Genomic DNA, 14538 nt, shown 5'->3' with positions numbered 1-14538 from the left:
ACAATGAAGTGGCACTCCCCCTTCCGATATTACTAAAAAAGCTGCCCCATACCTTCACAGGCATAGGGCAGCAGTAAACCACAAATACAAATACAACTAAACAAAGTTTCTCTCTTAGATAATTCCTTGTCCCATCATGGCGTGTGCAACCTTCATGAAACCGGCAATGTTTGCACCTTTCACGTAGTTGATGTAGCCGTCAGGCTCTGTTCCATATTTTACGCATTGAGCATGTATGCCGTGCATAATGGCATGGAGTTTCTCGTCCACTTCGGCGGCACTCCAGCTGAGGTGCATGGCGTTCTGTGACATTTCCAATCCACTGGTAGCCACACCACCTGCATTCACTGCCTTGCCCGGTGCATACATCATTTTATGTTCAATGAAGAGGTCGATGGCCTCGGGAGTACATCCCATATTGGAAATTTCACCTACACACATCACTTTATTATCGATAAGATGCCGTGCATCTTCACCGTTCAGCTCATTCTGAGTGGCACAAGGCAGAGCGATGTCTGCTTTCACTTCCCATGGACGCTTGCCGGGAACGAAAGTAGAACCGGAGAATTTGTCGGCATACGGAGCCACAATGTCATTGCCCGATGCACGAAGTTCCAGCATATAGTCAATCTTTTCGCCACTAATGCCATTCGGATCATAGATGTAACCGTCGGGTCCTGAAATGGTGACAACCTTTGCCCCAAGCTGAGTAGCCTTGGTTGCAGCTCCCCAAGCCACGTTTCCGAAACCGGAAATAGCCACGGTCTTTCCCTTTATATCAATTCCCTTAGTCTCAAGCATCTGGTGAACAAAATACAATCCACCGAAACCGGTTGCTTCAGGACGAATCAACGAACCTCCGAATTCCAACCCCTTACCGGTGAAAGTACCTGTAAATTCACGTGTCAGCTTCTTATACATGCCAAACATATAGCCTACCTCACGGCCACCTACACCGATGTCACCGGCAGGAACATCCATATCAGGACCCAAATGGCGCCACAACTCCAGCATAAACGCTTGGCAGAAACGCATGACTTCAGCATCACTCTTGCCGCGTGGAGAGAAGTCGGAACCGCCCTTACCGCCACCCATAGGCAATGTGGTCAATGCATTCTTAAAGGTTTGTTCAAAGCCCAAGAACTTAAGGATAGACGGATTTACGGATGCATGGAAACGAATACCGCCCTTGTAAGGGCCAATGGCATTATTGAACTGTACGCGATAGCCCAGATTGGTCTGAACTTCACCCTTATCATCCACCCAAGTCACACGGAAAGTAAAAATACGATCAGGCTCAACCAGACGCTCTATGATTTTTGCTTTCTCAAACTCAGGATGTTGGTTATAGATATCTTCGATGGAAAGAAGAACTTCCTTTACGGCTTGAAGATACTCAGACTCGCCGGGATGCTTCGCCTCTAAAGAGGCCATGATACGTTCGATATTCATAATATTACGTTTTATAGGTTATTACCTTGTTAACTCTTATGGTTTTAAAACAAAATGTCAACTAAGAACAGTGCAAATATAGGAATTTTTTTCAAGCAACCTAAGAAATATCGTATTTTTTTAATGGAATAATAATAAAATGTCAAGAACAGGCTATCTAAATTGAATTTGGCTTCATAAACAGGCATATGGGCCCCACATATCACTCCTCATTACATTAAAAACGTTTTTAAAGCCAGTTTAAACTTCATTCGGAACAATTATCAAGCATGTTTCAGGTGAAAACCGATTACATCCCGGCTATTTCCGCTTTCGCATCTTATCATCTCCGTGTCAACGCCGTGTCTGCTCCGTATCTATAGGAACGGAGGATATACGGAGATGATACGGAGGTGATACGGAGGATATACGGAGCAAATACGGAGGTGATGCGGAGCAGATACGTTAACAATGAAACCGCTTCTTAGTTTCATTGTTCCCTTCCCACAAACCGGTCTGTGCTATTTCTGTTCCACCTCTTTTCCGTTTTTTGCTTTCGGCAGGAGTAAATTAAGCAGTACTCCGACAATGGCCGAAAGTCCTATACCCGACAAAGCAAAATTATCCGCCGACAATACGGCACCACCGATTCCCATGGTCAGCGTTACGGAAATGATTATCACGTTTCGCGTCTCGTTCATATCCACCTTATGCTGAATAAGATTGGCTCATCCGACATTTCGAGTGATACGGCAGTCGTGTAGTGCATAAAGCCTAAGCTCAAAGTATCGTTCATCCCTGAATCCGTACGCATTCCTTTTCATTACTTTTATCTTATTGTTGATGCCCTCCACTTTGCCGGTAGAGATATGGCAGTCGTACCATGCGAGTATTCCCGTTCGATGCGCCATAATGGTTGCAGCCATTTTCATCAGCTGTGGCACTTCGCTCTCTTTAGCCTGGTTTACCCAATCCAGCATTACTTTCTCCGCCTCTTCCTTGTTGATCTGTGTCCAAAATTCCCGGAGCTGCTCCTTGAGGTAATATGCCTGCGAGAGAGGCTTGTTCATGTCCAGAGCATTGTCAAGCCTCGTTTTATATTCCTTGTCAAAGATGTCCTCACCATTGCTTAACAGGAGGTATCTCGTGCCTTTGAGGACCTTCCGCTTATTGATATCCTTTTCCATGTTGTACTGTACTCTGCGTATGTCATCCAGCTTTTCGTTCATGAGCTTGACCACGTGGAAATGGTCAAAAACATGAAGCGCATTGGGACAATGTTCATATACGGACGAAATGAATGCCGCAGAAAGGTCTGTGGTAACATACTTGATGTCAATGCCTTTTCGCTTTACCCTTTTCCAAAAGCCGTTCAAGGCATCAGCTCCTTTGCCTTCGCCAACATATATGATACGTCCGCTCCTCAGGTCGACAACTATTGTCTTGTATATGTGCCCTCTTCTTACGGCGAACTCGTCTATGCCGATACAATCCACACCCTCCAACGAAGGAGGGGTGTAATGGTATTCCAAATACCGGCTATGTATGTCTTTGATGGTGTCCCATGTTACTCCCAACAGGTTGGCCGCATCTTTCAAAGTCATTGCCTTTAACAATCCGACCACGTACCTTGCGAAACGGTGGGTGTAGCTGCAATTGCCTGTGGCGAAGGGGATATTCTCTTGGCGGTCGTAATCACAATCCTTGTTCTTACACTTGTAGCGTTGTACTTTCATGCGGACTATCACCTTTTTGCCGCCAACAGGAAGACCGATAAAGTCACGCATACGGTAACCATTCTTCACCAAATGGCGGCATCCGCACTTGGGACACTCATTTTGACGTTCTTTTGCTTCAACATGCAGAATAATTGTATTACCTTTGTATTCCTCACGGGTGCATTTGTGATTGTATAGCCCCCACGCATGATATAGAAAACTGCTGTTCATAAATGTACATTTGTTTGTGGTTATTCAAATATACAATTTGTTCAGCGGTTTTCTTCTTTAACATACCATCACTCGAAATGTCGGAAGAGCCATAAGATTCTGCACACCTACGCTTGCGATGGTTCCAAACAGCAACAACATGATGCCACCCAAAACAGCCTCAGGAATGGATTGCAACACCGCACTCAACTTACCGATAACCGAAAAGACAAGGGCTGTAGCGGCAGAGACACGTATCACGGCAGGGCTTGTCACCTTGGTGATTGACATGGCACCCGTCACCTCCGAGTAAGTGGTTTCGGGAGGGCCGCCAAGAAAAGCGGATGCCAGACAGGCCAAACCATCTCCCAACATGGTACGATGCAATCCGGGGTCTTTCACAAAATCTTTTCCGGCCACAGCACTCACCACATATACGTCACCGATATGTTCAATCACCGGAGCAATGGCAACGGGAATCATATAGAGAAAAGGCGCCCACTGAAAATGAGTGATGGTCGATAAAGAAACCGGATTAGTGAACCACGGAGCGGCCGCCACCGGCGCCAAGTCTACCACACCCATGAGCATGGCTGCGATATATCCCGTGATGATGCCGCAAATCACCGGCACAAGTTTAATCAGCCCACGCGCGTAAGTCAGTACGAGTATCGCCGTAATCAACGAAATGAATGCCAGCACCCAATTGGTCTTTGCCATGTTCACGGCACTGCCCGAAAGAGACAGGCCGATAAGGATGATGACGGGACCGATGACAACGGGCGGAAACACACGGTTGAGGAATTTTTTCCCTTGCCATTTCACCAATGCGCTCATCAGGAAATAGACTAACGAAACACTGGTCAGTCCGGCCAGCGTTCCCGGCAGTCCCCACTGTTCAGTAGCAGCGATGATGGGTGCTATAAAGGCAAACGAGCTGCCCAGAAAGATGGGCACTTTGCCTTTCGTCACGAAATGAAAGATGAACGTACCCAATCCTGCGGTGAAAAGTGCCGTCGAAGGATTAATGCCGACAAGAAGTGGAACGAGTACTGTTGCGCCAAAGGCTACGAAAAGAAATTGCACGCCGACAAGGGCTTTTCTGGTAGTTGAAAGTGTTTCTGTTCTCATTATTATATATTATGAGGTATGATTGTTTCTGACATGAAACGATGGTTAAGCGTGCAAATGTAAAAAGAAAACTTGATATGCCAATGTTCTCCCGAAATGATTTTAGCGAACGCATGGGGAAAACGGTTCCTTTATCTATACAAATTGAAGAAAAAAAGCCAAATTTTATCTTTTCTTCATTTTTCAGATAGTTTTTAAAGCTTTTATGACAGTAATCAAACTTCATTCTGATTACTTAGGGTTCGCTTTTAGAAGCTATAGTCCAGACTGAGACCGAAGACTTTACTGGTGCGACTATATACGTTCGTTCCTTTCAGCCCGGTTCTATTATAATTCGCAAAAGTTTTTTTATAATCCTCATAGTTGGTCCACATATAACCGATATTCACTTTCGCTCTTTCGTTCAATTTGAATTTCGCACCGAAACCCAAAGAATACGAATCGCAAGAGAAACTGGTATCGCTCTGATAATTGTCAGACAATCCATAGTCCGTTATCTGACCGCCGCAGCTCAAAGTCAACCTCTTGGTTACATCCCATTCGATACCGGCCAGATACTCGTTCGTACCCTTTGTCAGGAACTTCTGCTTATCTCCCGCCATACCTGCCTTCTTGTCGTTATAGAAGTGATACCCGACAGAGGCACGCAGCACCGGAAGAAACTCATAAGCCATAGCAACGGAGAGCATGGAAGGGATGTCATTCGGAGTGTTCACACCGTGCTTGTAGGCATCCAGCGTACCTTCGGGCGCTTTCAGTTCTTTTGTATTGTTTTCAATATTAAGGTTAGTCAAGAACTCATATTTTGCACCAATGTTCAACCTGCCCAAACGGGCATTCGCACCGATGACCGGCGTCAATCCCCAGCCGGTCTGGTCACAATCCAAAGCCAGGCTCATCAGGCCGGAACCACCATACTCTTTCTTCAAGTTGGCATCTACAAACCCCTTATATCCGCCGAAGAAATAATTCATACGTCCGCCGGCAAATGCAGACAGCCATTCGTTCACCTTGTAAGTCAAGCCCAACTGCAAGGAGTAGATATATTGCTTGCCATCCATGCCTCCATTGATGGTGTACATATCGGGAGTCACTACTTGCCCTTTTTTCAGAGCAGATTGGAAGATTTCGGCCATGACCATCGACTCGAACATGGGCAGACCGTCGTCAAAGGAAGCCTTACCACCGCCACCGGTGATGGCAAAGAATCCGGAAATAGTCCAGTCACCTTTTTTATAGGCTGCAAACAGGCTGGGGATAACCGGTGCAGCAGCCTTTCCTTCATAATATTTACTGAAAGGCTTTTCTGAAACAATGGGGTTCGCTCCGTTAAAACCATTGTAGGTATGGAAAGCCGCATCGATATTTCTCGTTTGAAAAGCACTCTGTATACTCAAAGCCACATGCAAACCGTCTTTCGGCAAGAGAGCCAGACCGGCCGGGTTGTAGTAAGCACCGTCTATTTCGGTAGTGGCACCGCGAGATAACATGCGAAGAAAAGCCGGATGTTGGTTGGTGTTGGTCAGAAAGCCACCCGCAAAAGTTGGAATTGAAACCATCAGCATCGCAATGCCGATCAATAAAAATTTTCTCATCTAAATCTTTTTTAATTGTTTTCGGCCGCAAAGGTACAACAATATCGCACACCACAAGCGTTTTTGTGCAGAAAAGTAGACAACATCTCTTATTTGATTGAAAAACAAACAATTTCCAATGAAACAAAAAGTCATCTGTCGTACTTCATCCCACCCGATTATCCTCCATCTCCAAACACTCCCGAAAGGATGCACCGCAATGAAAAAGGCTCTTGCATTATGAACCATATCAGGCGCGGACTTCACGCATCGGCACGGCTGTTCATTGACGAAATCCGTGAAATTCGCATAAGCCGCGCCTGAAAAATCATAAGGGTGCTCCGGCAACTCTTCGTCGGTCTGGATAGCCGCCGGAGCAACAGTGCGTTTCAGCTACTCCGCAATTACCCCAAAGGATTGCTGTTTTGGTCTCCTTCGCCGCCGGGAACAAGGTTTACAGGGAGATTGGGACCGGTAGAACCGGAAGATTCGGACGAACCGGAAGTTTCTTTTTGGGAAGTCAGCTTCTCTATATCCGTCCAACCGATAACAGTATCTACCATGGAGCGGGTGACAACCTGCTTGTTGCTATTGCGCCTTACTTCGGGGATGAAACGCACGCGAACTCCCACAATCTGCGACGCGTTCACATTCTCCGGTTTGGCCACTCCTTTCTTATTCGCAGCCACCGTGTTATAGAAAGTTCCCACCCCTTCCAGTTTCACGGTGCGTCCTTGGGCCATATAGTCGGCCATCACGTTTCCCAGATTCTTTATCACGGCATACGTATCACCGCGCGTAACGGTAGAAAGTAAGGAAAGTTTGTCCGCAATCTTGTCAGTAGAGACGGGGGCACCGGTCGTAACCGCTTTCGGATACCATAAACCGGTCAGTTTCGAGTGAAATTTCTTGTAAAAAGCCATAATTTTAAAGTTTTAGTTTATTAATAATAATGTATTGGTTTCTCTTATCTCATCCGAGGAACAGATTTTTTTCACCGCGAGGCCTCAACGGTTCCGTCCGTCTGCTTTCCTCGGATTCGATGTTGCAAAGTTAGGGGCAGACAAAAGAAAATGCAAGAAAACGGCATCTACAACAAAGGAATATAAAATTCTGATAAACAACATTTAAAAAAACGTACTCTCTACAATGAGAAAATAACCAGAATGACAGAAAGAGAGAATAATGATGGCAATATCTACAAAACAAAACGTAAATCACTGATAATGAAAAGGGGGACTTGAGTGCATCTCTACAACAACGGAAAATTGCTTCAAAGGCAGTGTGGAAGCAATAGATGAGAAAAAACGGCGTGGGCTCTTTCTTTCAAGAGTAAGTTTTTTCCCATTCTTTATTCTGCAACGCCTCAATGAACACTTGAGTTGACAAAATCATCTCCAACAAAAAAATCCCTTTCATTCTTTCCTTGTTTTGGTAAGGATTGAATACCTTTGCACATAAAATAGCAGTGATAAATATTAGAATGAAACAGTACATATAGAAGTGATTTAAACTTTTCTTTTTCTCAAATATTTCCTTAGCAGAATTACCATAAATGCAATATAGTTCCATGATTCCCAATTCCTAACCGTTGTTTCAAATCGATTTAAAATAGTCCTGTAACTGTCCATCCATGCATTGGTCCTCTCAATGGCATAACGTTCAGCATACAACAGTTCGTCCACAACGGTATTATTGGGAGTCCCGTTTCTTTTATTGATGCAGATATTGGCGACTACTCCATGACAGCCAAGTACACTTCGAAGAGCTTTACAGTCAAATCCGGCATCCGCATTCAAGAAAAGACCATCTGTTCTGACTTTTGCAATCCCAAGGTCATGCATCATGGAGCGGATTACGTTTTTTATGTCATGAGTATCATGATGTTCGCCGCTTTTAGGCGAAGACATGATAATCGGTATGCCTTGCCGGTCTGTAATATAAAGAGCGTTGGTTGTCTTGCGCTTTTTTCTACCCTGATAACCAACCTCCTCTCCACCACGCATAGCTACCGTATGACTTCCGTCAAGGTCTACACTTGACATATCAAACTTTGTACGGTGCTTATTCAAAAGATGAAGCCAAAGAGACTTCCATTCACCTTTTTTACTCCATTTGTTATAATGATGGAATACCGCACCATAGGTCAGAACCTTGTCACTGAACAGGGAATCTACAGGTAAATATTTCCACTGACACCCTGTTTTCAGTTTATAAAGAATGGCATTTACGATTTCAACAAGACTACTTTGAGTTACGAAACCACGTTTGGCCACACATAAATGAGGTAATATTTCACTTTTTATTGTATCTTTGTCCAACACAGCGTACATAGGGATATTGTTATGAATGAGTTTGCTCACCCATAATATAACAATTTTAGCTATTAGTACGCTGTTTATCATTTGATCAATTAGTTTAAATCACTTCATATGTATAAATCTATCAATCCCAAAATGACGATAAATTTATATCAAGGGCAGTCCAGTTTCTTTACCTGCAATTAACACGAAATGTTATTAACAACAGAATCAAAATGGATTGATAACGTGATGAATTATAATAACAATGGTGAAAGACATAACAATTAGTGCTGCACACTTAGCCGAACGGCTACACACAAGGGAAAAGTAGATAAAGCCGGAATGGATTATTTCAGCGGGCATCTATCTGCTGTCGCTGCAATGGGAAGAACTTGGCAGGAACAAGTGGTTGGGTATCTCCATGATGCGAGTGAGGACTGCCCATATACTGTGGACGAAGTATTGGATTTATTGGACACCGAATTGGAACCCCCATTACCCGACGTGGAGAGAGAAGATCTTGCAACAGTTCTTCGATTGCTCAATCACCATATAGTTCCTGATAGAGAAACGTATATTCATCTTATAGGGGCTAATGCTCTTACAACGGCAGTAAAGTTGCATGACCTTACTCACAATATGGATTTGTCTCGTTTACCTAATCCCACAAAGAAAGATTTTGCACGAGTGGAGCGATACAAAAAGGAGTATGAGTACTTGAGCAATCCATCGAAATAAAGCATCGGACTAAAAACATAAAAGAACTTCAACTATGGAGAGCAACATAATACTATATACTAACGACAATGGCGATGTAAGCATCCAAGTGCGTTATGAGGACGGCACTTTTTGGCTTACACAGAAACGCATGACTGAACTATTCAATGTGAATGTTAGCACCATTAACGAACACTTGAAAAGTATATTTAGCACAGAAGAGCTATCGGAAGAAGGAACTATTCGGAAATTCCGAATAGTTCAGAACGAGGGCACTCGCCAAGTGGCACGTGAGGTAACATTCTACCCCTTGGACGCAATTATCGCTGTGGGGTATCGTGTCAATTCGGAACAAGCCACACGTTTTCGGAAGTGGGCAACACAAGTACTCAATTCGTTCATTACCAAAGGCTATGTGCTTGATAAAAACCGTTTGAAGCAAGGTGAACGGTTCGGGCATGACTATTTTAAGGATTTACTTGAAGATATTCGTGAGATACGTGCCAGCGAACGACGCTTCTATCAAAAGATTACGGATATTTATGCTCTGTCGATTGACTACGATAAGCAAGCGCCGGAGACAAAGCTTTTCTTTGCATCAGTGCAAAACAAGTTGCATTGGGCTATTTCTGGACAGACGGCAGCAGAGATTATCTATGATAAGGCTGATGCGAATCAGCCCCATATGGGACTGACCACATGGAGACACGCGCCAGACGGGAAAGTGATGAAGTCTGATGTTACAATAGTCAAGAATTATCTCGACCAAAAGCACATGACGGCTATCAACCGCCTTGTATCTGCTTATCTTGACTTGGCAGAAGATCGCGCCGAGCAGGAGATTCCTATGACTATGCGCGATTGGAGTATTTTACTTGATGGATTTCTGACAGTAGCCGGGCGCCCTCTGCTTGAAAGTCCAGGAAGCATTTCCGCATTGGAGGCAAAATTGAAAGCAGAGCAAGAGTATGAGGTCTTTCGCCAAAAACAAGATGCAGAGTATATTTCAGATTTCGATGAAGAAATAAAGCGACTAAAAGGAGAATCTTAATGTCATAAAGCATTAAAATAATAATTTGATGCCTCAAAACACTTTTATTTTTCAGCAATCAATAGTTAGTTCTACTGCCAAGTTTTGAACAATTTTAATCTCATCGGTTAGATTGATAAGTTCCTATAACTAATTATTTATTACCATGCACCATCTTATGCCCTAAGTCACCACCCCTGTCGAGAAGGTATTCTGAGAGGGGGACAATCAGTCGGCGACTGAAATGGTTTCACTCCCTGACTGAAACGGTTTCAGTCGCCGACTGAATCCCGTTCAGTCAGGAAATGAATAAAAAAGCACCGGGCAACAAGAGTTCTTTCTCCGGAATGTGTAAAATAAAATCAAAAGAAAAGTTGCAAGGATAAAAAAGATAGAGTCCCCCCCTGAATTTCGGCAGCAACAATGAGTCTTTATTCAAATCAGCAACTGCTTCAGTGCGACAGCAACTAAGGCTGCTGTGTTCTTGACATTGAATTTCGAGAGCAGCCGTTTGCGATACCAATTGACAGTTTCATGACTCAAGTAAATTCTGTCTGCTATTTCGGCATTCGTCAATCCCTCGCAGAGAAGCCGGAGTATCTTCCTTTCCACCTCAGTAAGGTAGATTTCCTCTGAAGCACCTTTAGCCATGATGCCCTTCACCTCCTCGCAGACATACGGCTCTCCGTGATAAACACTGATAACAGCAGCAACAAGCTCTGGTACGGAGATATTTTTCAACACGTAGCCATGAGCCCCGCTACTCATCATTTTCTGAATAATAGAGTATTCATCGTGGCTGCTGATAGCTATGACCTTCACAGAAGAATATGCCGCAACAACCTCACGACAGAAATCGATTCCGCTACCGTCGGGCATGGATATATCGAGTAATAATACGTCAGGCATGCGGACGGAGAGTGTCCGCCTACACTGCTCCAAGGTGGCAAAGGTGCGACTGACATGCACTTTATCATAGGAATTGATGGCTTCTACTAATCCTTCGGTAAGCATCGTATGATCGTCAGCGATATTGACATCTATTTTATAGTTCATAGCGGTATTGTTACATTTATTTCCGTTCCTTCTCCCATATGGGAGATAATTTCCATCCGACCTTGGTAACGGGCGATGCGCGCTCGGATATTCTGCAATCCCATGCCCTTTGTTTCTTGTGAGACATCAAAGCCCTTTCCGTTGTCGCTCACTGTGAGGATGATACTTCCGGACTGCTGAATAAGCTGAATGTCAATGCGGGCGGCAGCGGCATGCTTCATGACATTGTTCACCAGTTCGTAGGCACAACGGTAGAGCACTAACTCTACGTCCTGTTGCAGGTGGTTGCGCTCTCCGAAGAAGTGAAATTGGGCACCAGGTACTGAAGCGGCAAAATCACGCAACGACACTTCCAATCCATGGGTGATTAACTCTTCCGGCATCATGTGATGAGAGATGCGTCGCAGGTCGGCAATCGACTTATCCAATATCCGCAACGGCTCACCCGTCACTTGTTCACGGATCTTCAACTTCAAAAGTGACAACATACCTCCAAGTCCATCATGCAAGTCCTTGGCCAACATTTGCCGTTCTTTCACCTCTGTCTCCATGATGATTCGAGCAGTAAGTAACTCCTTCTGCCGCTTGTTCGCTTTACGGCGATAAAAAAACAATGCGATGAGTAATACCACCAACAGCGTTGCTGCAAGGAATAGCATCAGATAGGTGGCACGGGCATTCACCAGTTGTTCAATCTTGATATCTTTGCGTTCACTGTCGAACCGTACTTCCTGCTCGGCAAGCGAAGTTTGATAGGCATGATTGGCTTGCCGGGTGCGAAGCGAGTCGGCCTTGTCCATCATGCTCACCGCCTTAGCCGGCTCGCCCATATGAGCGTAAGCTTTGGCCAACAGCCATGCAGCCGCCACCCCTATCTCAGGTGCCTGCCCATCTTCTTCCAAAGCACGCTTGGCCTGTTCGCAAACCTTTGTCCAATCACCTTTCAACATGGCCAATTGTGCCTTCTGACACTCGAAAGAAGCCTCGGAACGGTGCATATCGCGGTTCATAGTCTCATGCAGGTCAATGACTTGCTCGGCCTTTTTCAGGTCGCCTTTGGCAAGATAGATATCGGCCATGCAGAGCAGGCAGTCGCCACGTGAACTGCCCTCCTCATCGGGATGACTGAAGGTATAGCGGTAGACGAAGTCCATTAACCGCTCGGCCTTTTCGTACTGCTTGTGCTGCATATGAATCTTGGCCATACCTCTATAGTTATTACAAAGCATCAGTGAATCACGGGTCGTCTTGGCTGCGGCAATACCTTTGGCCAGATAGGTCTCCGCCCGCTTGAGGTTGCCCATGCCGTAATAGAGTTCGGCAATACAGCTATAGGCTATCGATTCACTCTCTTTCCAACCATGTTTCTGGAATAGCTTCAGAGCCTGAAGATAGTAATAGATTGCCTTTGCGTCGTTTCCCCACGTATTATAGAGATTGCCCATGCTGCCGTAAATGGACGATTCAGTGTCGTCTATCGTCCTTTCGTCATACTTTCCACTCTTGCGCATCAGTCCTAACACATCAAGCGACTTGTCGAAGCAAGCCTTCGCCTGCCCATAACGTGAGTTTCCCCAATGATGCATACCCTTAATACGATATAAATCCGCCAGTTTACGGTAGTCTTTCACTTCTTGTGCCAGCGCAATGCCGCAGTCGGCATAATAAGTCGATTTCTGTTCGTTAATCTCCAAATACCCCCATGCCAGGTCATTGTAAATCCTCAGACAATCCACCTTGTCCTTAGGCGGAGCCTTACGCAGCACGTTTTCCAACGAATCTACCTTTCGATTACGGTGGTCGGAATATGCCGATGCAGGCAATGTCATAGCCTGCATGTACAGGATGGAAAGTAAGAAATAAACTTGCTTCATTATTCTTTTAATAAAAAGCCCTGAGAAACAGTACATGTTATTCGCAAATATAGACAATGTTTCTGATAACACACCCCCCAAAAAGGTGGAATATAGCACATCCTTTCATCTTTCCCCCCTTTTGGGTAGTCAATCTATACCTTTCCCCTCCTATCTTTGTTACAAAACACTTAGTAATCACTTATTAAAAAAGGAGAAAATATGAAACAAAGTATCCGTTTAGTACTTGTCATCCTCCTATTGGGAGTAGGCGGCATGAGTGCCCACGCACAGTTTGGTGGACTGCTCAACAAAGTGAAGCAGAAAGTAAAGGACAAGGTGGAACAAAAGGTGGACCGCACCATAGACCAGACCATTGACAGTGCGGAAGAAAAAGTGGACAATACCGTGAAAGGTGAGACGAAAGAAAAAGAAAAAGGTTCTCATGGCGATGCTGGTGACACGATAGAAACAGATGTTTCCGTAACCCAGAGCAAGAGCGACTTTGTACAGGGTGCCGTAGTGCTCTTCGAGGATAACTTTTCGGGCGAGCAAGTCGGTGAGTTCCCCAGCAAGTGGGATTTGGACGGCGGTTCAATGGAAGTTGCCCAAATAGGCGACCGCAAGGTGGCCAAGTTCACGCAGAACGGCACCCTCTTCCCATTGATGAAGAAGAACCAGTACAACTACCTGCCCGAGGAGTTCACCATCGAATGGGATGTCTATATCGCCAATAAAGGCGAGGACATGAACCATGAACTTCGGCTGATGAGCAGGGAAGCAGACATCAATACGCACAACAACCGTTGCGCATACGTCGAAATTTGGTATCGCCCGGATGACCAAGCGGCAAGAGTGACCTGGAACTGCCAGAAACCAACACAGGGCAGCACTTATGGAAAGCAGGATCTGTCTGGAAAGTTGAAGACTGGTTGGCATCATTTCGCTATCTCTTTCAACAAGCGAGCTTTCAAGCTATATCTCGATGGACAACGTCTCTGCAACGTGCCGAATATGCTCGCTCCTAAGTATATGGAATACGAGAGCACCAACAGCGAGGGTTATCCCTATTCGTGCATCAGCAATGTGCGCATCGGACAGGGAGCGGTGGCTCTTTACGACCGCAATGCCGGCGACATTGACAAGGCAATGGCAGAGGCAGGCAAGTTCGTCACCAACAATATCCTCTTCGACATAGGCAAAGCAACGCTCAAACCCGAGTCGATGGCAGAGCTACAGAAGGTGGCCGACTACATGAAGAAGAACCCGACCGTGCGCTTTGAGGTGCAGGGACACACCGACAACCAAGGGTCTGACAAAATCAACGACTCGCTCTCGCAGCGGCGTGCCGAGACCATCGTCAAGGCACTGGCCGGAATGGGCGTGAACGACTTCAACCTGAAAGCCGTGGGCAAAGGCTCGCATGAGCCGGTGGCCGACAACTCGACGGCAGAGGGCCGCGCCAAGAACCGCCGTGTAGAGTTCATTAAGAAATAATTGTTAACAAAAACACCA

11 protein-coding genes and 1 pseudogene are annotated in these 14538 nt (G+C 45.3%); 3 read left to right on the top strand and 9 right to left on the bottom strand.

Translation table 11 applies throughout. The annotated features are described in order from the left end of the window. Positions 1-114 precede the first annotated feature (114 nt). The 7 genes and pseudogenes from gdhA to C4H11_RS00265 form a co-directional block, all read right to left on the bottom strand. Positions 115-1452 carry an NADP-specific glutamate dehydrogenase gene (gene gdhA, locus C4H11_RS00305; protein ID WP_106039991.1) on the bottom strand — a complete coding sequence of 446 codons (1338 nt, stop codon included), beginning with the start codon at positions 1450-1452 and terminating at the stop codon, positions 115-117. A 500-nt stretch (positions 1453-1952) separates the two neighbouring features. Further along, positions 1953-2156, bottom strand: a pseudogene (locus C4H11_RS00300) (uracil permease); the annotation flags it as partial. A gap of 3 nt (positions 2157-2159) precedes the next feature. Further along, positions 2160-3380 carry an ISL3 family transposase gene (locus tag C4H11_RS00295; protein ID WP_106040171.1) on the bottom strand — a complete coding sequence of 407 codons (1221 nt, stop codon included), beginning with the start codon at positions 3378-3380 and terminating at the stop codon, positions 2160-2162. 57 nt (positions 3381-3437) lie between these two features. Beyond that, the gene (locus tag C4H11_RS00290; RefSeq protein ID WP_106039990.1) at positions 3438-4490 is read right to left on the bottom strand and encodes a uracil-xanthine permease family protein; all 1053 of its coding nucleotides are present in this window, start codon (positions 4488-4490) and stop codon (positions 3438-3440) included. A 248-nt stretch (positions 4491-4738) separates the two neighbouring features. Further along, the gene (locus tag C4H11_RS00285; RefSeq protein WP_106039989.1) at positions 4739-6085 is read right to left on the bottom strand and encodes an OmpP1/FadL family transporter; all 1347 of its coding nucleotides are present in this window, start codon (positions 6083-6085) and stop codon (positions 4739-4741) included. Between the two features lie 383 nt (positions 6086-6468). Then, complete coding sequence (locus C4H11_RS00275; RefSeq protein ID WP_106039987.1) at positions 6469-6987, bottom strand: HU family DNA-binding protein; 519 nt, start codon at positions 6985-6987, stop codon at positions 6469-6471. Positions 6988-7572: 585 nt separating this feature from the next. Next, positions 7573-8469: an IS5 family transposase gene (locus tag C4H11_RS00265; protein ID WP_106039986.1), complete on the bottom strand. Its 897-nt coding sequence runs from the start codon at positions 8467-8469 to the stop codon at positions 7573-7575. A gap of 240 nt (positions 8470-8709) precedes the next feature. Between C4H11_RS00265 and C4H11_RS00260 the strand changes: the two genes are divergently transcribed. Next, positions 8710-9105, top strand: coding sequence for a phosphohydrolase (locus C4H11_RS00260; RefSeq protein WP_234819845.1), 396 nt, complete (start codon positions 8710-8712; stop codon positions 9103-9105). A 34-nt stretch (positions 9106-9139) separates the two neighbouring features. Beyond that, positions 9140-10135 carry a virulence RhuM family protein gene (locus C4H11_RS00255; RefSeq protein ID WP_106039985.1) on the top strand — a complete coding sequence of 332 codons (996 nt, stop codon included), beginning with the start codon at positions 9140-9142 and terminating at the stop codon, positions 10133-10135. A 414-nt stretch (positions 10136-10549) separates the two neighbouring features. Here the strand turns inward: C4H11_RS00255 and C4H11_RS00250 are convergent, their stop codons facing one another. Continuing rightward, entirely contained in the window at positions 10550-11170 is a 621-nt protein-coding gene (locus tag C4H11_RS00250; protein WP_106039984.1) for a response regulator, read from the bottom strand. Continuing rightward, positions 11167-13044 (bottom strand): tetratricopeptide repeat-containing sensor histidine kinase, encoded by a 1878-nt coding sequence (locus C4H11_RS00245; RefSeq protein ID WP_164996250.1) that lies wholly within the window; start codon positions 13042-13044, stop codon positions 11167-11169. The genes C4H11_RS00250 and C4H11_RS00245 overlap by 4 nt, the downstream gene beginning before the upstream one ends. Positions 13045-13245: 201 nt before the next feature. Between C4H11_RS00245 and C4H11_RS14350 the strand changes: the two genes are divergently transcribed. Next, positions 13246-14520 carry an OmpA family protein gene (locus tag C4H11_RS14350; protein WP_106039982.1) on the top strand — a complete coding sequence of 425 codons (1275 nt, stop codon included), beginning with the start codon at positions 13246-13248 and terminating at the stop codon, positions 14518-14520. Positions 14521-14538 lie beyond the last annotated feature (18 nt).

The sequence above is a fragment of the Bacteroides zoogleoformans genome (assembly GCF_002998435.1).
In the GTDB taxonomy this organism is placed as follows: domain Bacteria; phylum Bacteroidota; class Bacteroidia; order Bacteroidales; family Bacteroidaceae; genus Bacteroides; species Bacteroides zoogleoformans.
This window is presented reverse-complemented; position numbering and strand designations above follow the sequence as displayed.